This is a genomic window from Streptomyces sp. NPDC028368 (genome assembly GCF_055565615.1).
In genome coordinates this window covers 559,218-579,821 of sequence record NZ_JBVHTY010000003.1, presented here as the reverse complement: position 1 = coordinate 579,821, position 20,604 = coordinate 559,218, and the positions used below count along the sequence as shown (strand labels likewise).

Here is a 20,604-nt window from a genome sequence, read left to right as displayed (position 1 = left end):
GGTTCTTCGAGCCGGGTGCGCGGGTTCGCATCCTGCCGGGGCACTCCAGCAGGAGCAGCGTGAGCATCCCGCTGAGGTGCTGAAGTGCCGGACTTCAAGAGCCGGATCCAGTGTCACTGGGTCCGGCTCTTTGCCGTTGCGCGGTGCATGGCATGCTCGCTCGCGGGCCGGGAACGTTGTCCAACTTCGGGGGAAGCGATGAATGCCGGGATGAATGCGCCGTCGGCGCGAAGCGAGGCGGAAAGCCTGGTCCGCTCTCGGCTTACGGTAATTGCTCGGGCCCTGTCCGGGCTGGTGCTGGTCGGCGGCTTTCTTGCGGCGGGGCTTGCGACTGCCATTTCCTATGTGTCCCATCCGCTCGGCCCCTGGGACCATCAAGCCTTTGACCATATCCATTTGTTCAGCCGGATCGGTCTCGCGTTCACCCTCTGCACGGCTCCCGTCGCCGTCCTCGCCGTCGCCCTGCGGTGGCTGCGGCCGTGGTGGTGCGTTCCGGTCGTGGTCCTTGGCATGGGCGCGTGGGGGCGGATGACCCTGTTCCTCCCGGCGGGATGACCGCGCCGGGACCCGTACCCGCGGATTCGCGCGGTGGAATGGAATGACCGGGCGCCGGGCCGGTTCGGCCAGGTGCCCGGTCAGGGGGAAGGAAGGCGGAGGGAGAAAGGGCCCGGCCGTCCGGTCAGTTGGCGTCGAGGCGGACGGGGAGCGATTCGATTCCGTAGACGATCGACAGCTTTCGGAATTCGAGCTCCTCGGGCTTGGCGGCCAGGCGCATGTGGGGGAAGCGGCGGACCAGGGCGGGATAGGCGGCGCGGAGTTCCATACGGGCCAGTTCGGCGCCGACGCAGCGGTGTATTCCGTAGCCGAAGGCGAGGTGGGAGGGAACGTTACGGGAGGGGTCGAACTGTTCCATTTCCGGACCGAGTTTGCCGTCCCGGTCGGCGCCGCTGAGGGAGCAGAGGACGACGTCGCCGGAGGCGATCTGAATACCGCCGATTTCGATGTCCTCGCGGGCGAAGCGGGGGAAGGCGACCTGGACGACGGTGAGGTAGCGGAGCAGCTCCTCGACGTAGCGTTCCACGACGTCGTTGTCGTCGTTCTCGAGGGCCGCGAAGTGTTCGGGGTCCTGGAGGAGGACCAGGGCGCCGAGGGCCAGCATGCTGGCGGTGGTTTCGAAGCCGCCGGTCAGGACGCCGTCGGCCAGGCCGGCCAGTTCTTCGTCGCTGACCGAGTCACCGTGTTCCTTGACGATCATGCCGAGCAGGCCGTCGCCCGGATTCTCGCGCTGCTTCTTGACGATGTCCCGGAAGTAGGAGAGGGATTCGGATATGGCACCGAAGGACGCATTTGCGCCGCTGAAGAGGTCGAATCGGGCGGCGCTGAGGCGTTCGAAGTCGGCGCGGTCCTCGTAAGGGACACCGAGGAGTTCGCAAATGACGAGGGAGGGGATGGGGAGGGCGAAATGCTGGACGATGTCGACCGGGTCGCCGTTTTTGCCCGCCGCTTCCATGGCGTCGAGGCGTTCTTCGACGATCTCGTGGATGCGGGGGGTGAGGCGGCCGAGGCGGCGCATCGTGAATTCGGGGGTGAGGAGGCGGCGGAGTCTGGTGTGGACGGGCGGGTCCGCGAAGCCGAGGCCGCCGGGGTTCTGTTCGGCGCCGGCACCGGCGCTGCCCACGAGGTTGGTGAAGTCCGAGCTGAAGGCATTGGCCTTCCCGAGTACCGCCTTGACTTCGTCGTAGCCGGTGACCAGCCAGACGTTGGCGGCTATCGGCACCGGAAGCTTGGTGATCGGCTCCTTCTCCCGGATGACCCCCAAATCGCCTACGGGGTTGAGCCCATCGCGGCGCAAGGGCATCAGGACGGACTCGGGCAAGAAAGACATTCGAGACAGGTCGAAGCCCTTCTTGCGCGTTCTCGCCAGATACATGCGGCCGGCCCAGGCGATGATCCGGGAACGGAGAGTCGTCATGACGCTAATACTGCCTTTCGTCGAGGGGGTCGGTCACCCGCGCTCCGCGGCCCATGGGGGCCGAGACGGCGCGGGACCTCCACTCGGCGTGCACGGATGAGACATACGCCATAGCCCCTCGCCTGCGGTGGTCATGGCGTAGGTCCATGCCACCGACCGATGTTGTCGGTCGTCCGCAGCGGCGTGACGAGCTCGGCCTTCCACTTTTCGGTCTTTTCGGTCTGTTTGTTGAGTTCGGTCGGGTCGTTCAGGTCCTCCGGACGAGTTTACAAACTGTCTTTGGGGGCGTTCACGGAACGAGCGGGGGCGGCACCGGAATCGCGGAGATCACTGAGCCGCCTCGTCCTCGCGTACTGCCATGTGCGCCACCTTGTCGTCACGGAAGCTGCAGAGGTGCTGGAGGGTCCGCTCCGACCAGTGGTCGCCGCCGTGGGCGTCGCGGGCTCCCGGGCGCACCCGGACGGCGAATTGGGCCCGCCAGTAGGACAAGACGGCGTCGATGCCGTGCAGTCGGGTGCCTGCCGCGACGTTGGGCCGGTCCACGTCCGGGTGGAAGTGGGCGCGGGTGAACGCTTCGACGTCCCGGTCGTCCTGAGTGTTGAAGGTCTCGTAGCAGCGGTGGAGGAAGTCCGCCCGGACGGCGGGGATGCCGGGTGTCGTCATGACCCTTGGCCCATCGCATTCCGGACGGTGCGGCAGAGGATTCCGTCCGTGGCGAACGTCCCGGTCGGCCGGACGGCGAAAATTCCGTGGGTCATCCGGCGCCGTGGGTGCGCGCGGCCGGGGTCCGGGGCGCGCGCTGTACGGGAGAGGGCCGCGGCGGTTTCGCTCCGGGAGCGGGGGCGGAAGCGGGGGCGGGCGGTGGCCGTGCCGGACGTGCGCTCCTGGACGTAGCGGCTGAACCCGGGGGCCGTCCGGTCGCCCAACCGCCCGCCTGTTCGGCCGCCCACCCCGGCCCCGAACGTCGGGTGCGACATAACGGATATATGGCTCGCCGCTTGCTACGTTGCCTGGCATGACGGCAACGGCACCGGCGGCCCCCGCGCGCCCCGCGGACACTCCCCCACCCTTGCCGCTGCCGCCCAAGCAGCGCGGCATCGAACTGGGCCTCCTGATGGGCGCCGTGTTCATCAGCGTCTGCGGGTATCTGGCCGTGGGGCTCGCCACCGGCCATGCCGTCCCGCGCGGCGCGGCCGAATACGGCGCCGGCCTCGGCGCCCTCGCCCTGCTCGCCCATCTCGCCGTACGCCTGCGCGCGCCGTACGCCGATCCGCTGCTGCTCCCCATCGCCGTACTGCTCAACGGTCTCGGCCTGGTGCTGATCTTCCGGCTCGATCTGGAGACGCCCGGCAACCATGCCGCGCCCGCCCAGCTGGTGTGGTCCACGGTCGGCGTCGGGCTGTTCATCGGTGTGGTGGTCCTGCTGCGCGACCAACGGATGCTGCAGCGCCACGCCTCGCTCTGTGCGGCCCTCGCGCTGCTTCTGATGGTCGCGCCGATCGCGTTCCCGGCCATCAACGGCGCCAAGATCTGGATCCGGGTGGCGGGGCTCTCGCTGCAGCCCGGCGAGTTCGCCAAGGTGCTCATCACCGTCTTCTTCGCGGCCTACCTCGCCGCGCACCGCGGTGCGCTGAATGTCACCGGGCGCACGGTGTGGAGTCTGCGGCTGCCGGCCGGCCGGGTGCTCGGGCCGGTCGTGGCGATCTGGCTGGTCAGCGTGGGCGTGCTGGTGCTGGAGAGGGACCTGGGTACCTCACTGCTGTTCTTCGGGATCTTTGTGGTCCTGCTCTATGTGGCCACCGGGCGGATCGGGTGGCTTGCGGTGGGGCTGTTGCTGGCGGGGGTGGGCGCGGCGGCGGTCGGGACGCTGGAGCCGCATGTGCACGGGCGGGTGGAGGACTGGCTGCATCCGTTCGCGGGGATCGCGGCGGGCGACGGGCCGGGGCAGCTCGCCCAGTCGCTGTTCGCGTTCGCGGCGGGCGGGCTGCTGGGGACCGGGCTGGGACAGGGCGACTCGGCGCTGATCGGGTTCGCGATGAAGTCGGACTTCGTGCTGGCGACGTTCGGCGAGGAGCTGGGGCTGGCCGGGCTGAGCGCACTGTTCGTGCTGTACGCGCTGCTGGTGGGGTGCGGTTTCCGCGCCGCCCTCGGCATCCGCGAACCCTTCGGCGGGCTGCTGGCCGTGGGCCTCGCCGTGCTGCCCGCCGTCCAGGTCTTCGTCATCGCGGGCGGAGTGATGGGGCTGATCCCGCTGACGGGAATGGCGTTGCCGTTCCTGGCGCAGGGCGGGTCGTCGGTCGTGACGAACTGGATCATTGTGGCGCTGCTGGCGCGGATCAGTGACCGGGCGCGGGGGCCCGAGCGGGTACGGGGGCCCGAACGGGGGCGGGCGCGGGGGCCCGAGCGGGTACCCGGGCCCGAGCGGGTACGGGGACGGGCGCGGCCGGAGACGGGCCGGCCCGGCGGCCGGGAGCCGGAGCGCCGCCGGTGAACCGCTGCATCCGGCAGACCGCCGTCATCTCCGCCCTCCTCCTGCTCGCGCTGCTGGTCAACGCGGCCCGGGTGCAGGTCTGGGAAGCCGACGCGTACACCGCCAATCCGGCCAACCGCCGTGCCGCTTTGGCCCGTTACGCCCAGCCGCGCGGCGCCGTGCTCGTCGCGGGCCGGCCCGTCACCGGCTCCCGGGACAGCGGCGGCCGGCTGCGCTACGAGCGGACGTACACCGACGGCCCCCTGTACGCGCCGGTCACCGGCTACTCCTCGCAGCTCTACGGCACCTCCCTGCTCGAGCGCGCCGAGGACGGCATTCTGGCCGGCACCGACGGCCGGCTCGCCACCTTCCCCTGGTGGGACCGGCTGACCCGCGGCCACCGGCAGGGCGGCAGCATCGCCACCAGCATCCACCCCGCGATGCAGCGCGCCGCGTTCCGCGGGCTCGGCCGCAAGAAGGGCGCGGTGGCCGCGATCGAGCCGCGTACCGGGCGGATCCTGGCGCTGGCCAGCACGCCCTCGTACGACCCCAACGCCCTTTCCGGAAACGGCACTTCGGTCAGCGGCAGCTGGCGGCGGCTGACCCGCGCCGCCCGGCGGCCGATGCTCAACCGGGCCATCCGCAAGACGTATCCGCCGGGCTCCGTCTTCAAGGTCCTCACCGCGGCGGCGGCGCTGGAGAGCCGTGCGGTGACCGATATCGACGCCCCCACGGACACTCCCGATCCGTACACCCTGCCCGGCACGGCCACCCGCCTGGGCAACTCGGCGAAGGGCTGCCACAACGCCAGCCTCAAGGACGCCTTCCGTATCTCCTGCAACACGGTGTTCGCGCGGCTGGGTGCCCAGGTCGGGCTGCACGCCATGGCGGACACCGCCGAGCGGTTCGGGTTCAATGACCGGCAGCTGCGCATCCCCTCCCTGGTGGCACCGAGCACCTTCGGGACGCAGATGGACGCCTCGCAGGTCGCGCTGTCGGCGATCGGGCAGTTCGACACCACTGCCACACCGCTGCAGATGGCGATGGTGGCGGCGGCGGTCGCCAACGACGGGATTCTGACACCGCCGTATCTGGTCGACGGCATGGCCAATGCCCGGGGAACCGCCCTGGACGCCGGGCCGCGGGCGCCCGCACGCCAGGCGATGGGGCCGGCCGTCGCCGAGCGGCTCCAGGACATGATGATCGACGTCGTCGAGCACGGGAGCGGGAAGCAGGCCGCCATCAAGGGCGCCACCGTCGGCGGGAAGACCGGTACGGCGCAGCACGGAATGCGCAACGAGGGGGTGCCGTACGCCTGGTTCATCTCCTGGGCGAGGGCGAAGGACCACAGTGAGCCGTCGGTGGCGGTGGCCGTGGTGGTCGAGGACGCCGCCGCGGACCGGTCGGACATCAGCGGCGGCAGTATCGCGGCGCCGATCGCCCGCGCGGTGATGGCGGCCGCGCTGCGGGACGACGGACGCGCGCCACAATGACCGTATGACGGAAACGACTCCCCCCGCGCCGCTGTCGCTCGCCGAGGTCGAGGCGCTGGCCCGGCGCGCGCATGAGGGCCAGACCGACAAGGCGGGCCGCCCGTACGCCGAGCATCTGGCCGCGGTCGCCGCGGGGGTACGGGAGCGGGGCGGCAGCGAGGAGCAGATCGCGGCGGCCTGGCTGCACGACGCCGTCGAGGACGACGCGCTGAGCCGGGAGTGGCTGGCCGGTGCGGCGCTGAGCGGGGTGACCAAGGCGATGGTCCTCGCCGTCACCAAGCAGGCGGGCGAGCCGGTCGAGGAGTACACCGCCCGGATCCTGGCCACGCCCGGCGCGCTGCTGGTCAAGGAGTCCGACCTCGCGCACAACGCGGATCCGGCCCGGCTGGCCGTGCTGGACGCCCCGACGCGGGAGCGGCTGACGGCCAAGTACGCAAGGGTGCGGGCCCTGTTGGGGCTGCGGTAGGCCGTCGCCGGGTCCACGCACCGGACGCTTCCGCAACAAGGTGCCGTGCACAACTACTCTGCGGCGATGACCCAAGCGATGAGCCCCACGCAGCCTTCGGACGCGCCGGCCGCCCACGTGATCGCCGCACTGGACGGCGTAGGCGTCCGCCGCTACACCACCGACCAGGTCATCCTCGACGCCATCGACTGGAGCGTGCGCTCCGGTGAGCACTGGGCCCTGCTCGGCGCGAACGGCGCGGGCAAGACGACCATCCTGCGTCTCATCGGCGCGCTGATGTTCCCCACCGTCGGCACCGTCGAGGTGCTCGGGCACCGGCTCGGCAAGGTGGACGTCCGCGAGCTGCGCGCCGTCATCGGTCTGGTCTCCAGTGCGCAGAAGGTTCCGCAGGACGCGACCGGGCACACCGTCGTACTGACCGGCGCGACCGGCACCGTGCAGCCGCTGTGGCGCAAGTACGACGCGGCCACCCGCGAGCGCGCCCATGAGCTGCTCGCCGAGCTGGACTGCAAGGAGCTCGCGGACCGCCCGTACGGAGTGTGTTCGGGCGGCCAGCGGGCCCGGATCCTGATCGCCCGCGCGCTGATGTCCGACCCGTCACTGCTGCTGCTCGACGAGCCGTTCAACGCGCTCGACCTGCCCTCCCGCGAGGACCTGATCGACTCCCTGCATCAACTGGCCCTGGGGCGGCCGGAGTTGGCTACCGTGACGGTCACCCACCATCTGGAGGAGCTCTCCCCCGCCATCGGTCACGCCCTGCTGCTGCGCGACGGGCGGGTCCAGGCGCGCGGCCCGGTGGCCGAGGTGCTGACCGGCGCGCGGATGACGGCGTGCTTCGGCCGGCCGATCGAGGTGTCCCGGCACGAGGGGCGCTGGATGGCGCGGTCGGGCAAGCGCTAGCCGCCGGCGTGGGGCAGCGCCTCGCGCCGCTTCGACCACTCCGCGGGCAGCGCGCCCGTGCCCGTACGGGCCGCCACCACCCCGCCCGCGATGGCGCAGGTGGTGTCCACGTCGCCCAGGCCCGCGGCCGTCGCCCAGAGCGCGGCCGGGAGGTCGTCGGCGTGCCGGGCGGCGCACCACAGGGCATACGGGACGGTGTCGTCGGCGCGGATCCGGTGGCCGCTGCCGAGCAGGCCGGAGGCCGCGACGGGGTCGGTCTCCAGGGGCAGTCCGGCGGCGCGCAGCAGGCCCTGCCGGACCGGGCCGTCGGGGGTGCGGGCGGCGACCGCGGCGAGCGCCGGTATCTCGCCGCGGGCCGAGAGGGCCGCCGCCACGGCCACCGCCACCGCGCCCGCGATGCCCTCGGGGTGGGCGTGGGTGACGGAGGCGGAGCGGGCGGCCTGTTCGACGGCGCGGTCGAGGTCGTCGTGGAACCAGGCCCCGAGCGGGGCGACCCGCATTGCGGCGCCGTTGCCGAGGCTGCCCTCGCCGCCGAAGAGGGCGGCGGCCAGCGACTCCCATGCGTCGGGGGTGGCGGCGACGCGGGACAGCAGGGCATGCATACCGGAGCCGTAGCCGCGTCCCGGGTCGGCCTCGTAGGTGGCGGCGAACCGCTCGGCCAGCGGCTGCGACGCCACCTCGCCGTGCTCCTCCAGGACGGCGAGCAGATCCGCCGCCATGGCGGTGTCGTCGGTCCAGTGCCAGTGCGGGTCGGGCGGGGTGCGGCGGGCCGCGATCAGTGCCCGGGACTCGTCCATCGGGCGGAAAATCCGGAAGAAGCGCTCCCCGAAGGCGTCACCGAACGCCAGCCCCTCGATGCTCCGGTACGCCGCGTCCCGTCGTCGGTCATCCATGCGGGGATCCTGCCACGCCGGGAAGGGCGGCGGCCGGGGATTTCCGTGGCGCAGCCGGTCAGCCCTCCGCCGCCCCTTGCGCGATCGCGTCGGCCACCTCGGCCGTACGGGCCTCTTCCTCGGCGGCGAAGCGTTCCGCGTCCAGCTTCTCGGCCAGTTCCTCGTCCTGGGCCATCAGCAGGTCCAGGTTGGAGTCGCCCATGTCGAAGACGCCCATGTCCAGGTAGGCGCGCTGGAGGCGTTCGCCCCACAGGCCGATGTCCTTCACGCACGGCACGATCCGGCTGAACAGCAGCTTGCGGAACAGGTGCAGGAATTCGGAGCGCTCGGTGATCTCGGCGGCTTCCTGCTTCGGTATGCCGAAGTTCTCCAGCACTTCCAGGCCGCGCAGCCGGTCGCGCATCAGGTAGCAGCCCTCGATGACGAAGTCCTCGCGCTCGCGCAGTTCGGCATCGGTGAGCTGCTTGTAGTAGTCGCGCAGCGCCATCCGGCCGAAGGCGACATGGCGCGCCTCGTCCTGCATGACGTAGGCGAGGATCTGCTTGGGAAGCGGCTTGGTGGTGGTGTCGCGGATCATGCCGAAGGCGGCCAGCGCCAGGCCCTCGATCAGCACCTGCATGCCCAGGTAGGGCATGTCCCAGCGGGAGTCCCCCAGGGTGTCGCCGAGGAGCGACTGGAGGTTGTCGTTGATTGGGTAGAGCATCCCGATCTTCTCCCGGAGGAAGCGGCTGTATATCTCCGCGTGCCGGGCCTCGTCCATGGTCTGGGTGGCGGAGTAGAACTTCGCGTCGAGGTCCGGGACGGACTCCACGATCCGCGCCGCACACACCATGGCGCCCTGCTCGCCGTGCAGGAACTGGCTGAACTGCCAGGAGGTGTAGTGCCGGCGGAGATCTCCGCGGTCCTTTTCCGTCATCTTGTCCCAGTACTTGGTGCCGTACAGGGACATGGACTCATCGGGGGTGCCGAGCGGATCCTGCGGATCCACCTCCAGGTCCCAGTCGATCCGCAGATTGGCGTCCCACTGCTTGTCCTTGCCCTTCTGGTAGAGGGCGAGCAGCCGTTCGCGACCCTCGCCGTACTCCCAGCTGAAGCGGGCGGCCCCGGTGGCGGGCACCTTCCACAGGGGGTCGCCTGGGTCCTGTACGTAAAGATCGCGGGTCGACACCGACGCCTCCTCAGCTCACGGAACTCGCCACACACTCGCCACAGCACTCACCGGAACCACTCGCCGGAACACGCAGGAGGGGCTCTCCGCAGGCTTGCCAAACGCCGCGCTCCGGGAGGTCGTTGGCAGGCTCACACGGTTCTTACCGGCGGGTCAATAAGTCGCGCACGGGGGATTGACGGCCTTACTGACGCGCAGTCTCATAAGAGGCGATCCATCGTGACCGCCGGTAACCCCGTGAGTGAGGTAGCCACCGCAATGACGAGCGCGCCAACCGCCATGACCGTGACGGATACCGAAGTCCTGCGAGACGCCCTCGGGCTGCTCAAGGACCGCGAACAGGTCGCCGAGCGACTGCTCGACTCCTCCGCCCAGCACTCCTTCGACCCCGACACCGAGCTCGACTGGGACGCGCCCCTCGAAGAGGGCAAGTGGTTCTGGCCGCCGGAACTCGTCTCGCTCTACGACACCCCGCTGTGGAAGAAGATGTCGCTCGAGCAGCAGCAGGACCTCTCCCGGCACGAGGCGGCCTCGCTCGCCTCGCTGGGCATCTGGTTCGAGATCATCCTGATGCAGCTGCTCGTACGGCACATCTACGACAAGCCGGTGACCAGCGCGCATGTCCGCTACGCGCTCACCGAGATAGCGGACGAGTGCCGGCACTCCAAGATGTTCGCGCGCATGATCGAGCGGGGCGGCGCCCCCGCGTACCCGGTCTCCCGGCTCAACCACAATCTCGCCCGGATTCTCAAGACGGTCTCCACCACCCCCGGTTCCTTCGCCTGCACCCTGCTCGGCGAGGAGATCCTCGACTGGATGCAGCGGCTGACGTTCCCGGACGAGCGGGTGCAGACCATCGTGCGCGGGGTGACCCGGATCCACGTCGTCGAGGAGGCCCGGCATGTCCGCTACGCCCGCGAGGAACTGCGCCGCCAGATGGTCACCGCACCGCGCTGGGAACGGGAGTTGACCCGGATCAGCTGCGGCGAGGCGGCCCGGGTCTTCTCCCTCGCCTTCGTCAACCCGCAGGTCTACACCAATGTCGGCCTGGACCGGCGCACCGCCCTCGCCGAGGTGAAGGCCAGCGGCCACCGCCGCGAGGTGATGCAGTCCGGCGCCCGGCGGCTGACCGATTTCCTCGACGAGATCGGCGTCATGCGGGGTGTGGGGCGGCGGTTGTGGCGGAGCTCGGGACTGCTGGCCTGAAGCGCCCGCAGCGACCGGGTACGGCACGAGCACCTGTACGACCCGGAATCCGGGGCGGTTACGCTGCTGTTCATGAACGGCAGCGGCACCGCCCCAGCAGTACCCCGACCCGCCTACCGCAGGCTGAGCGTCGAGCAGCGCCGCAGCCAACTGCTCACCGCCGCACTGGGACTCTTCGCCCAGCGCGCGCCGGAGGATGTCTCGCTGGACGATGTCGCGACGGCCGCCGAGGTCTCGCGCCCGCTCGTCTACCGCTACTTCCCGGGCGGCAAGCAGCAGTTGTACGAGGCCGCGCTGCGCAGCGCGGCCGACGTACTCGAGCGGTGCTTCGCCGAGCCGGAGACCGGGCCGCTCACCCAGCGGCTGTCGCGTGCGCTGGACCGCTATCTGGCGTTCGTCGACGAGCACGACGCCGGGTTCAGCGCGCTGCTGCAGGGCGGCAGCGTCGTGGAGACCACCCGTACGACCGCGATCGTGGACGAGGTGCGGCGCGCCGCCGCCGACCAGATCCTGCGGCACCTGGGCGAGCCGGAGCCGGGCCTGCGGCTGCGGATGACGGTCCGGATGTGGATCACCGCCGTCGAGGCCGCCTCGCTGATCTGGCTCGACGAGGACAAGCGGCCCGGCCTGGACGAGCTGCGCGACTGGCTCGTGGACCACTTCGTGGCGCTGCTGACCGCGACCGCGGCCCGGGACGAGCAGACCGCGCGGGTCACCCGGGCGGCGCTGGCCCTGGAGGCCGCCCAGGGGCCGGTCGGCGATCTCGCCCGCCGGATCCTGCCGGTCGTCAGTGACGCCGCACACCTGCTGTGACCTGCCTCTGTCCGGCAGGGGTGTGACACTGAGGGGGTGAGAAGCGAGAACACCCCCTTCGTCGGCGGGCCGCTGGACGGCCGGATCCTGCCGGTCCTGGTCGGCGCGACCGGCCAGCCGCCGAAGAGCTATGAGATCCCGGTGCCGAACGACGACGGACGGCCGCCGACGGTCTATGTCTACCGGCGGGTCCCGGGGCGGGTGGGACGCCTGGGGCTGCCCAGCGGATGGCAGTACGAGTACGCCCCCGAGGAAGCGGCGCGGGGCAGCGGTCCGCTGCGCCGGCTGTTCCGGCGCACCCGCTCCGGCGGCTGATCGAGTGGACCGGGCGGCGCCACCGACGCCCATTCGTCCGAAATGTACGACTGTCGTGACAGCATCCTTAATGCCCGGACCGTTCGGGCACTCGGAGCTTGCGGCGGAGGTGGACCGGTGTCCCGACGTGTTCTGCCCTGGGTCTGCACCCTGGGGCTCATCGGCGTGGTGGCCCTGACGCTGCCCTCGTCGGTCCTGGCCGACCCCGGGCCGGACCCGGCGCCCGCGGAGTCGGCTCCCGGGGGGCCGACCTCCGCGGGCTGGGAGGACACCAAGCCGTCGGACACCAAGCCGTGGGACTCGCGCCTGCCGGGCAGCGGGGCCCGCGGGATCCGTCCTCCGGACACCAGGCCCCCGGACGGCAGGCCGACCCCCGGGCCCACCGGTACGGGGACCATGGACACCGGGACGTCGGACACCTGGATCCCGGACACCGGCGAGGGCGAGCTGGGCCGGGTCACCGAGGGCGTCGACGGGGGTGACCCCGACGGCCCGGACGGCATGCCGGAGACCACAGGCGGCAGCGGCGCGGCCGGCGGCACCGATGAGCCGTCGGACACCGGCCCCGCCGGCCGGTCCGCCGGCCCCTCCCCCTCGCCCTCCCCCGCGCCCGCCGACCTCAGCCCGGTCACCCTCCTGCAGAAGCTGCAGAGTCTCTACCGGCAGTCCGAGGAGTCCACCAAGGCCTATCGCGCGACGGAGGACGACCTCAGGGCGGTGCGGCAGCAGTCCGACAGCCTCACCTCGCAGCTGACGCGGGCCCGTGCGCAGCTGGCCGGCGGCCGGGCCGACGCGGGGCGGCTGGCGCGGCTGCAGTATCAGGCGTCGGGATCGCCGGTCTCGTCGTATCTGCGGGTGCTGCTGGCAAGAAATCCCCAGCAGGCCATGGACACCAGGCACTTGATCCGAGAGGCGGCGCGGGACCAGCGCGCTGCCGTGGCCCGGCTCACCACCAGCGAGAAGAAGGCCGACACACTGGCCACCAAGGCCCATGCGGCGCTGGACAAGCAGCAGGCGCTCACCGACCGGGCCCGCTACCAGCGGGAGAGCGCATCGGGGAAGCTCAAGGAGGTCGAGGCGCTGCTCGCCTCGCTCTCCCCGCAGCAGCTCGCCGAACTGGGGCGGCTGGAGGCTCAGGCAACCGACGGCGTGCGGCGTGACCTGCCGGCGGAGGCCTGACGACGAAGAACCCGGCCGGCGGACCGTAGGAGTCCGCCGGCCGGGAGGGTTGCGCGCCGCTCAGCCGGTCAGCCGGCCAGCGAGGCGAGGTAGGCGTTCGTCTTGTCCGGGTCGTAGAAGAAATTCTCGAAGTCGGACGGGTCGTCGAAGCCGTTGGCGAAGCGGTCGGCGACGGGCTGGATCTGGCCGGCCGCACCGATGAGGTTCAGGATGTGCTCCGGCGGCGGGGCCAGCATCGCGTTGGTCCACTTGGTGACGTGCTGGGCGGTGTTCCAGTAGCGGTCGAAAGTGGCCTGCATCCAGTCGGCGTCGAAGGGCTCCTCCCCGCGCTCGACGATGGCGGCGAGGTAGGCGGCGGCGCACTTGGAGGCGGAGTTGGAGCCCTGGCCGGTGATCGGGTCGTTGGCGACGACCACGTCCGCGACGCCGAGGACCAGGCCGCCGGAGGGCAGCTTGCCGATCGGGTTGCGTACGGTCGGGGCGTAGCGGCCGGCCAGCGTGCCGTTGGCGTCGGTCAGCTCGGCCTCGGTGCAGCGTGCGTACTCCCAGGGCAGGAACGTCTTCATCAGTTCCAGCGTCGTGGCCAGGTGCTCGCCCGGGTCCTTGACGGACTGGAAGGCGTCCAGCGGGCCGCCGGGGATGCCCTCCCAGAAGAGGATGTCGGCGCGGCCTGAGGTGGTGAGGGTCGGCATGACGAACAGTTCGCCGACGCCGGGTACGAGGTTGCAGCGGACCGCATCGAACTCGGGGTGCTCGGGGCGCGGGCCCATGCCGTGGACGTAGGCGACGGCCAGCGCACGCTGCGGGGCGTCGTAGGGCGAACGGGAGGCGTCCCGGCCGAACATGGACACCAGCTCGCCCTTGCCGGCCGAGACCAGCGTCAGGTCGTAGCGGCTCGCGAAGAAGTCCAGGTCGGAGACGGCCGCGCCGTGGATGACGAGCTGGCCGCCGCGCTGCGCGAAGGTCTCCATCCAGCCGGCCATCTTCACCCGCTGGTCGACGGACTGGGCGTAGCCGTCGAGCGTGCCGACCCAGTCGATGGCGCGCTGCGAGCCGTCGGGCCCCTCGTGGCTGCCGGGCGCGGCGACGGAGACGCCGAGGCCCTCGATGCGCGGGGCCTGGTTCTCCCAGAAGTTGATCTGGAGGTCGCGCTCGTGCTGAAGGGCGGTGTCGAACATGCACTGCGTCGACATGACCCGGCCGGAGCGGATCTCGTCGGCGGTGCGGTTGGACATGAGGGTGACCTCGTAGCCCTGGGACTGGAGGCCGAGGGCGAGTTGGAGACCGGACTGGCCGGCTCCGACGATGAGTATCTTCCGCATGACGGTGCTCTTCTCTGCTGCTGCTGTTCAGGGGAGGGGTGTCGGGGGGACGCGGCGCGGCGGCCTACTCGGGGCTGGTCTCCAGCGCGTGGCCGACCAGCGCCAGCAGCGACTGGACCACGGTGGTCCGCTCCCGCGCATCCATGATCACGACGGGTACGTGCGCCGGCACGGTCAGCGCCTCGCGGACATCGTCCTCGGCGTACGACTCGGTGCCCTCGAAGTGGTTGACGGCCACGACGTACGGCAGACCGCAGCTCTCGAAGTAGTCCAGCGCCGGGAAGCAGTCCTCCAGCCGCCGGGTGTCGGCCATCACGATCGCACCGATCGCCCCGCGCACCAGGTCGTCCCACATGAACCAGAAACGCTGCTGTCCGGGCGTGCCGAACAGATAGAGCACCAGGTCCTGGTCGAGGGTGATCCGCCCGAAGTCCATCGCGACCGTGGTCGTGGTCTTCTCCGGGGTCGACGTCAGATCGTCGGTGTCCTCGCTGGCCTGCGTCATCACCGCCTCGGTCTGCAGCGGGGTGATCTCCGAGACCGAGCCGACGAAGGTGGTCTTGCCGACGCCGAAGCCGCCGGCCACCACGATCTTGGTGGCGATCGGCGCCCGCGTACGGTCGGTCTGCCAGCTCTGCAGCCCCGCATCGGCGGCCGGTGCCGCAGCGTCGGACCGGCCCGCCGAACCGGCGGTCATCGTCGGCCCGGCCGCTCTTGTGTCAGAGCCTGTGAAGTCCACCGAGCACCCTTTCGAGCAGCGCGCGGTCGGGCCGGCCGGTGCCGTGCCCGGTGCCGTAGACGCGGATCTTTCCCTGGTCGGCGAGATCGCTGAGCAGGACGCGGACCACGCCCAGCGGCATCTTGAGCAGCGCGGAGATCTCGGCGACGGAGCGCATCCGGCGGCACAGCTCGACGATCGCCCGCATCTCCGGCATCACCCGCTCGCCCCAGCCGCCGGAGGTCAGCTCGCGGCGCTCCTCGGGGGCCTCCAGCGCGGCCACGAACGTCTCGACGAGCAGCACATGGCCAAAGCGCGTCCGGCCGCCGGTGAGCGAGTACGGCCGCACCCGCGCGGGTTTCCTGTTTCCGCCGCGTATCGGGAGTTTGGGGGTATTACTCACTGGGCGCTCTCCATCGACTGACGCAGTTCGGTGCGGAGTTCGGGGGTCAGGACATGGCCGGCCCGGCCGACGAAGAGCGCCATGTGGTAGGCGATGACGCTCATGTCGCAGTCGGGGGTGGCATGCACGCCGAGCAGCGAACCGTCGCTGATCGACATGACGAAGAGGCTGCCCTCCTCCATCGCGACCATCGTCTGCTTGACGTCGCCGCCGTCCATCAGCTTCGCCGCACCGTTGGTGAGGCTGCCGAGCCCGGACACGATGGTGGCCAGGTCGGCGCTGGACCCCTTGGGGCCCTCGGTGCCGGGCCGGTCCTCGTCCGCCAGGGCCGGGTCGGAGGAGAGCAGCAGCAGCCCGTCGGAGGAGACCACCGCCACCGAGCGGATGCCCGGCACCTCATCGACCAGATTGGTCAACAGCCAGTGCAGATTTCTCGCTTGGCTGCTCAGTCCGCGTCCGTAACTGGTGGGCGCTTGCGCATTCAATCGCGTGCCTCCTCGACAACGTGGCTCTGTCCCGGGGCCCCCGCTCCGTCGGTGTCCGTCTGTGGGATGGTCTGCTCCGCTGTACGTTCCGCGATCTCGGCCTCGACCTCAAGGCGGCCGTCTCGCGCCCCCTGCTGGAAGCCGCCCAGCCGGCGCCGCAGCGCGTCGGCGCCGGCCGCCTTGCTCTTGCGCGGTGCGGCGGGCGCCTGCTGCTGCGCCACGACCTTGGGTGTGCGCTTGGGCAGGCCGGTGGCGGTCCGCCGCTTCCCGAGGGGCGGGGCGGCGGCGGTGTCGTCGGCGGTCTCCTCGGCCGGGCTCGTGTGCTCGTCCGGGCCGATGGCGTACGGGCCGTCGGCGGCGGGCGGGGCGGCGGGCGCGGCCGGCTCGGGCTCCGGGGCCCGTGCCTCGTCCGCGGGCCGGGCGTGCTCGGCGGCGTCGACCGTCGCCGGCCCGGCCGCGTCGACGGCCCGCTCGGCGGCGGCCACCAGCGGATCGGCCTCCGCTTCGGTGCGCTGCGGGTCGGCCTGCGCTTCGGTGCTCTGCGGGCCCGCCGCTTGCGCCGCCGGCGCCGCCGGATCGGTCCGCGCCACCCGCGTCGGCAGGGCGTTGGAGTTCGCCTCGGCTACCGAGCCGGGCAGGCTCGGGGTGTGCGCCAGGTCCTGCGGCACGGTCGAGGGCAGCGGCCCGTTCGGCGCCGGGCGGGTGGGCAGGATCGACTTGGGCAGGACGACGACGGCGGTGACCCCGCCCTGCTTCTGGTCGCGCAGCTGGACCCGTACGCCGTGCCGGGCGGCCAGCCGCACCACGACATACAGACCGAGGCCCATCGCCTCGTCGATGGACTCGGAGATCGAGGCCGCCTCGACGTCGGCGAGCCGCTCGTTGAGCTCCGCCATCCGGGCGGCGGTCATCCCTATGCCCTCGTCCTGGACCGAGAGCATGACCTCGCCGCTCTCCAGGAGCCAGCCCGACAGCTCGACATGGGCGTCCGGCGGCGAGAAGGCGGTGGCGTTCTCCAGGAGTTCGGCGACCAGGTGGCTGAGGTCGTCCGCGGCGAACCCGGCGACCTGGGAGTGCGGCGGCAGCGACTGGATGCGCACCCGCTCGTACCGCTCGATCTCGCTGATGGCGGCGCGCAGCACGTCCAGCAGCGGTACGGGACCGGGGTGGCTGTTGCCGTGCTGTTCGGCGCCCGCCAGGACGATGAGGTTCTCGCTGTTGCGGCGCATCCGCGCGGCGAAGTGGTCCAGCTTGAAGAGGGTGTCCAGCCGCTCCGGGTCCTGCTCGCTCTCCTCCAGCGACTCGATGACGCCGAGCTGACGCTCCACCAGTCCCAGGGTGCGCAGCGAGAGGCTGACGAACCGCCCGTGCACGCCGGACCTCAGGGCGGCCAGCCGCTCGTTGAGGTCGGCGATCTCCTGCTTGAGGGCTGCGGCCTGGTCCTGGAGTACCTCGCGCTCGGCGACCAGCCGCTGGCGTCCGCCGACCAGCCGCTTGCGCTCGCCCGCCAGTTCCTCGTTCTTCTTGGCCAGCTCGCTGACCTGGGCGTGCAGCGCGTTGACGGACCGTACGGCGGCGGCGAATTCGTCGTCGCGGCCCGTGTACGTGAGGGGTTCCTCGTGGGCGGGGTCGTCGGCGAGGCGCTTGGCCCCGAGCCGCAGCACGGCCAGCGGCTGGGTCATGGTGCGCGCGGCCCAGACACCGGCGCCGACGGCCACCAGCAGGCAGAGCCCTTCCAGCCCGATACGGATCTCCAGCGCCGTCACATCGTCGTCGCGGAGCGCGCCGAGCCGCTCGATGTCGGCGGTGGCCATCGCGGACTCGACGCCGCGCATCAGCCCGATCCGGGTGGTGAGCGTGGCCTGCACCCGTTGACGGCTGAGCCGGAGATCGGCGGCGTCCAGGCGGGGCTGGTCGGTGAGCCGGGTCAGATAGCGCTCGGCGGTGGTGACATCGCCGCCGGTGACGGTGCGGTCGTAGTGCCCGCGGGCACCGTCGCTCGCCGCCTGCGCGAAGTCGCCCATCGCGCTCTGCTCACGCAGATGCGCCACCTGGGCGGCGGCGGTCAGCCGGGGCTGCGATCCGCCCGCGCCCAGTGCGGCGAGCAGCAGGCCGCGGGTGCCGGCGGCCTGGTCGCCGGCGCGGCCGAGGGCGGGCAGCGCGCGGGTGTCGGCGTCCGCGGCGTCCGCACGGGCGGGCAGCCCGCGGGCGATGTCGTCGCTGATCGCGCCGAGCGCCTGGACGACCTCGGTGTACGCGGCGTAGGTCTCCTCCGGCGTGCCGGGTCCGGTCAGCGCCTGATGGCGGGTCTGCTGCAGCCCGCCCAGGAGCTTGTCGGCGGCGGCGAAGACCTTGGTGTCCCCGGAGGCGCCGTTGGCCTCCTGGCGCAGGTCCTTGATCTGGCGGTCCACCCGGTCGCGCTGGGACGCCGGATCCGGGTTCCCGGTGTCACTGCGGACGCCGGTGCGGTTGACGCCGGCGGCGCCGCGCCCGGTGGCCACGTACGCGGTCATGGCATCGCGCTCGTCGGCCAGCGAGTGCGCGACCGCGATGGCGCGCGCGTTCAACTTCGCCAGGTCGACCAGCTGCTGGGAGGTCTGCGCGTTGTCGGCCGCGGTGGCGACGGCGGGGGCACCGGCCCCCAGAACGGCGGCGGCCACCACCGCCACGGCCCCGACAAGCCGGTTACGTACCCGCGCGGGACGCCGTCCCGTACGGTCCACACCGCTGCCCGTCGCACCCGGACCCGAGCCCGTGCCCGGTCCCGAGACCGAACCGGCCGGTGATCCCGGCTTCCCTGCGCCGCCCCGAAGCCGCTTCATCCGCACCGCTGCTCGCATTCTTGTCTCGCCTGCGCACGCCGTGTGGCGACGCCGACCCGGCTCGCTCTCCGCCCGCGGACGAACCTGCGCGAAAACCGCAGCAGCGCACACTTCCGTGAAGGGAAAACAGCCCGGCTCTGCGCGTCGCGACGAACGTCCTGGCCCGCCCCGATGATCCGGGCAACGACCATTCCACCGGCGCCGCGCAGTGGCTCGGCAACACCTGCCCGGCCACCTGAAGGAGTGAACATCACTCGGAGTTTGGCCATCAACTTCCGTGCCCCGGCGGTTGCGGCTGCAACCCGGGGCAATCCTGAGACGGGTTTGGAGATGCGACCCGGTCCTGCAAAGATGCCCGCCCGCATCCGCCGGGCCCCGCGGTCCGCGCCCTCCGTACGGCGCTGACCTGCCCGTACGCCGTCGCACCCGCGACCGCCCGGTCACCGCGCCGAATCGGTGGCCTCCGGCAGACTTTCCCGTATGCGCATCGAACTCGCCACCGAGCCCGGCGATCCCCAACACCCAAACGAGGACTACGCGTCGGTCGCCCTCCCGGCCACTGGCCAGGGCGGAGTCCTGGTCCTGCTGGACGGGGTGACGCCGCCGGAGCGGGATGACGGCTGCGTCCATTCGGTGCCGTGGTTCACCGCACGGCTCGGGGGTGCAATGCTCGAACTGTCGGGTTCACACCGGGATATGACGCTCACTGAGGCGCTCGCCGCGGCCATCTCCCGGACGGCCGATGTTCACCGGGCCTCCTGTGACCTTTCTCACGTCCGCACTCCGCAGGCAACTGTGGTCGCCGCGCGGTGGTCCGGGCACACCGTCGAGCACCTGGTGCTGTCCGATTCCGTACTGCTCCTGGAGCACCCGGACGGATCGGTACATCCGGTGCTGGACTCCCGGCTGGACGAACTGCCCCCGGCCGTCCGCGACCGGCGGGACGCCGTACGGGCGCTGCCCCGCGGCTCGGCCGAACGCGCCGCCGCGGGCCGGGAGTACGGCCGGGCCGTCGAGGCGCTGCGCAACGCCGAGGGCGGCTTCTTCACCGCGGCCGCCGATCCGGCCGTGGCCGCACGCGCGGTGACGGGCAGCACGCCACGCGCCGATGTCCGCTCGCTGACCGCGCTGAGCGACGGGGCGGGCCGCTGGGTCGAGGTCTTCCGCAAGGGCTCCTGGGACCGGTGCGCGGCACTGGTCGCCGCGCAGGGGCCGCAGGCGCTGATCGACCAGGTGCGGGCGGCGGAGACGGCGGACCCGGCGGGCGCGGCATATCCGCGGGGGAAGGCGCAGGATGACGCCTCGGTGATTTTTGTGGCGCCGTGACAAAAAGCGGCGCCATGGCCAAAAGTGACGCAGTGACCGAAAACGGCGCGGTGACAAAAGGGGGGCACCGGCGGGGGCGCCCGAATGGCTAGCCTTCGTCCCCTTCCTGTTCCGCGTTGAGGCGGTTCAGAAGGCGGGCCAGTTCGGCGACCTCGGCGCGGTCCCAGGAGGCGAGGCGGCGGGCGTAACGGGCGCGGCGGGCGGTGCGGACGCGGGTGAAGCGCTCGCGGCCCTCGTCGGTGATCCGCACCAGGACGGCCCGGCCGTCGGCGGGGTCCGGCTCGCGGGCGACGAGACCCAGTTTCTCCAGGGCGTGCAGCTGGCGGCTCATGGTGGCCTTGCCGACGCCGAAGAAGGCGGCGAGTTCGGTGGCGCGCTGGGCGCCCGCGTCGGCCAGCCGGACGAGCAGTCCGTAGGCGGCCGGCTCCAGATCGGGGTGGACCTCGCGCGCCAGTTCCCCGGAGGAGGCGCGGGCGCGGCGGAGAAATACCGCCAACTCGCGTTCCAAGGACAGGAATACGTGGTCCACACCAGTTTGTTCGCCGTCCGCCGTCATTCCGTCGGCTCCGGTGTTGTGCACGTCAGCGCCCTTTCCCGCTTTCCCGGTCCTGAAAGTTTCCTTCACCGGCGGCCGAAGCCGCAGCTGGGCCAGT

At 71.6% G+C, this 20,604-nt stretch carries 20 protein-coding genes; 10 read left to right on the top strand and 10 right to left on the bottom strand.

What is annotated here, in order from left to right; translation table 11 throughout:
- Nucleotides 1-84 precede the first annotated feature (84 nt).
- On the top strand, nt 85-555 hold the full coding sequence (locus ACZ4S3_RS09745) for a hypothetical protein (RefSeq protein ID WP_467929191.1): 471 nt from the start codon (nt 85-87) through the stop codon (nt 553-555).
- 124 nt (nt 556-679) lie between these two features.
- Here ACZ4S3_RS09745 and ACZ4S3_RS09740 read toward each other — a convergent pair whose 3' ends face one another.
- Complete coding sequence (locus ACZ4S3_RS09740) at nt 680-1,972, bottom strand: cytochrome P450 (protein ID WP_467929188.1); 1,293 nt, start codon at nt 1,970-1,972, stop codon at nt 680-682.
- 327 nt (nt 1,973-2,299) lie between these two features.
- Complete coding sequence (locus tag ACZ4S3_RS09735; protein WP_467929183.1) at nt 2,300-2,635, bottom strand: nuclear transport factor 2 family protein; 336 nt, start codon at nt 2,633-2,635, stop codon at nt 2,300-2,302.
- 352 nt (nt 2,636-2,987) lie between these two features.
- Between ACZ4S3_RS09735 and ACZ4S3_RS09730 the strand changes: the two genes are divergently transcribed.
- The 4 genes from ACZ4S3_RS09730 (at nt 2,988) to ACZ4S3_RS09715 (ending at nt 7,301) form a co-directional block, all read left to right on the top strand.
- Nucleotides 2,988-4,463, top strand: a complete 1,476-nt coding sequence (locus ACZ4S3_RS09730) for an FtsW/RodA/SpoVE family cell cycle protein (protein ID WP_467929179.1) — start codon at nt 2,988-2,990, stop codon at nt 4,461-4,463.
- Nucleotides 4,460-5,935 (top strand): penicillin-binding transpeptidase domain-containing protein, encoded by a 1,476-nt coding sequence (locus tag ACZ4S3_RS09725; protein ID WP_467929174.1) that lies wholly within the window; start codon nt 4,460-4,462, stop codon nt 5,933-5,935. Before ACZ4S3_RS09730 ends, ACZ4S3_RS09725 begins: the two co-directional genes overlap by 4 nt.
- A gap of 4 nt (nt 5,936-5,939) precedes the next feature.
- A complete protein-coding gene (locus tag ACZ4S3_RS09720; RefSeq protein ID WP_467929169.1) occupies nt 5,940-6,401 on the top strand; it encodes an HD domain-containing protein in 462 nt (153 codons plus the stop codon).
- A gap of 78 nt (nt 6,402-6,479) precedes the next feature.
- Entirely contained in the window at nt 6,480-7,301 is an 822-nt protein-coding gene (locus tag ACZ4S3_RS09715; protein WP_467929734.1) for an ABC transporter ATP-binding protein, read from the top strand.
- Here the strand turns inward: ACZ4S3_RS09715 and ACZ4S3_RS09710 are convergent.
- Both ACZ4S3_RS09710 and ACZ4S3_RS09705 read right to left on the bottom strand, forming a co-directional pair.
- On the bottom strand, nt 7,298-8,194 hold the full coding sequence (locus ACZ4S3_RS09710) for an ADP-ribosylglycohydrolase family protein (protein ID WP_467929166.1): 897 nt from the start codon (nt 8,192-8,194) through the stop codon (nt 7,298-7,300). The genes ACZ4S3_RS09715 and ACZ4S3_RS09710 overlap by 4 nt on opposite strands.
- 58 nt (nt 8,195-8,252) lie before the next feature.
- A complete protein-coding gene (locus ACZ4S3_RS09705) occupies nt 8,253-9,362 on the bottom strand; it encodes a ferritin-like domain-containing protein (RefSeq protein ID WP_467929161.1) in 1,110 nt (369 codons plus the stop codon).
- Between the two features lie 258 nt (nt 9,363-9,620).
- On the opposite strand from ACZ4S3_RS09705, the gene ACZ4S3_RS09700 reads away from it, so the two are divergent.
- From ACZ4S3_RS09700 to ACZ4S3_RS09685, 4 genes are all read left to right on the top strand, one after another.
- Entirely contained in the window at nt 9,621-10,568 is a 948-nt protein-coding gene (locus ACZ4S3_RS09700) for an AurF N-oxygenase family protein (protein WP_467929157.1), read from the top strand.
- Between the two features lie 72 nt (nt 10,569-10,640).
- On the top strand, nt 10,641-11,381 hold the full coding sequence (locus ACZ4S3_RS09695) for a TetR/AcrR family transcriptional regulator (protein WP_467929153.1): 741 nt from the start codon (nt 10,641-10,643) through the stop codon (nt 11,379-11,381).
- Between the two features lie 36 nt (nt 11,382-11,417).
- The gene (locus ACZ4S3_RS09690) at nt 11,418-11,696 is read left to right on the top strand and encodes a hypothetical protein (protein WP_467929150.1); all 279 of its coding nucleotides are present in this window, start codon (nt 11,418-11,420) and stop codon (nt 11,694-11,696) included.
- Nucleotides 11,697-11,813: 117 nt separating this feature from the next.
- Nucleotides 11,814-12,875, top strand: a complete 1,062-nt coding sequence (locus ACZ4S3_RS09685; protein ID WP_467929148.1) for a coiled-coil domain-containing protein — start codon at nt 11,814-11,816, stop codon at nt 12,873-12,875.
- 68 nt (nt 12,876-12,943) lie between these two features.
- On the opposite strand, the gene ACZ4S3_RS09680 is transcribed toward ACZ4S3_RS09685, so the two are convergent.
- From ACZ4S3_RS09680 to ACZ4S3_RS09660, 5 genes are all read right to left on the bottom strand, one after another.
- A complete protein-coding gene (locus ACZ4S3_RS09680; RefSeq protein WP_467929145.1) occupies nt 12,944-14,197 on the bottom strand; it encodes a styrene monooxygenase/indole monooxygenase family protein in 1,254 nt (417 codons plus the stop codon).
- A gap of 64 nt (nt 14,198-14,261) precedes the next feature.
- Complete coding sequence (locus tag ACZ4S3_RS09675; RefSeq protein WP_467929141.1) at nt 14,262-14,894, bottom strand: GTP-binding protein; 633 nt, start codon at nt 14,892-14,894, stop codon at nt 14,262-14,264.
- A gap of 22 nt (nt 14,895-14,916) precedes the next feature.
- Nucleotides 14,917-15,318, bottom strand: a complete 402-nt coding sequence (locus ACZ4S3_RS09670) for a DUF742 domain-containing protein (RefSeq protein WP_467929136.1) — start codon at nt 15,316-15,318, stop codon at nt 14,917-14,919.
- Complete coding sequence (locus ACZ4S3_RS09665) at nt 15,315-15,803, bottom strand: roadblock/LC7 domain-containing protein (protein ID WP_467929132.1); 489 nt, start codon at nt 15,801-15,803, stop codon at nt 15,315-15,317. Before ACZ4S3_RS09665 ends, ACZ4S3_RS09670 begins: the two co-directional genes overlap by 4 nt.
- Entirely contained in the window at nt 15,800-18,643 is a 2,844-nt protein-coding gene (locus tag ACZ4S3_RS09660; protein ID WP_467929128.1) for a sensor histidine kinase, read from the bottom strand. The genes ACZ4S3_RS09665 and ACZ4S3_RS09660 overlap by 4 nt, the downstream gene beginning before the upstream one ends.
- 462 nt (nt 18,644-19,105) lie before the next feature.
- On the opposite strand from ACZ4S3_RS09660, the gene ACZ4S3_RS09655 reads away from it, so the two are divergent.
- A complete protein-coding gene (locus tag ACZ4S3_RS09655) occupies nt 19,106-19,951 on the top strand; it encodes a hypothetical protein (RefSeq protein ID WP_467929124.1) in 846 nt (281 codons plus the stop codon).
- An 88-nt stretch (nt 19,952-20,039) separates the two neighbouring features.
- On the opposite strand, the gene ACZ4S3_RS09650 is transcribed toward ACZ4S3_RS09655, so the two are convergent.
- Nucleotides 20,040-20,507: a MarR family winged helix-turn-helix transcriptional regulator gene (locus ACZ4S3_RS09650; RefSeq protein ID WP_467929730.1), complete on the bottom strand. Its 468-nt coding sequence runs from the start codon at nt 20,505-20,507 to the stop codon at nt 20,040-20,042.
- Nucleotides 20,508-20,604 lie beyond the last annotated feature (97 nt).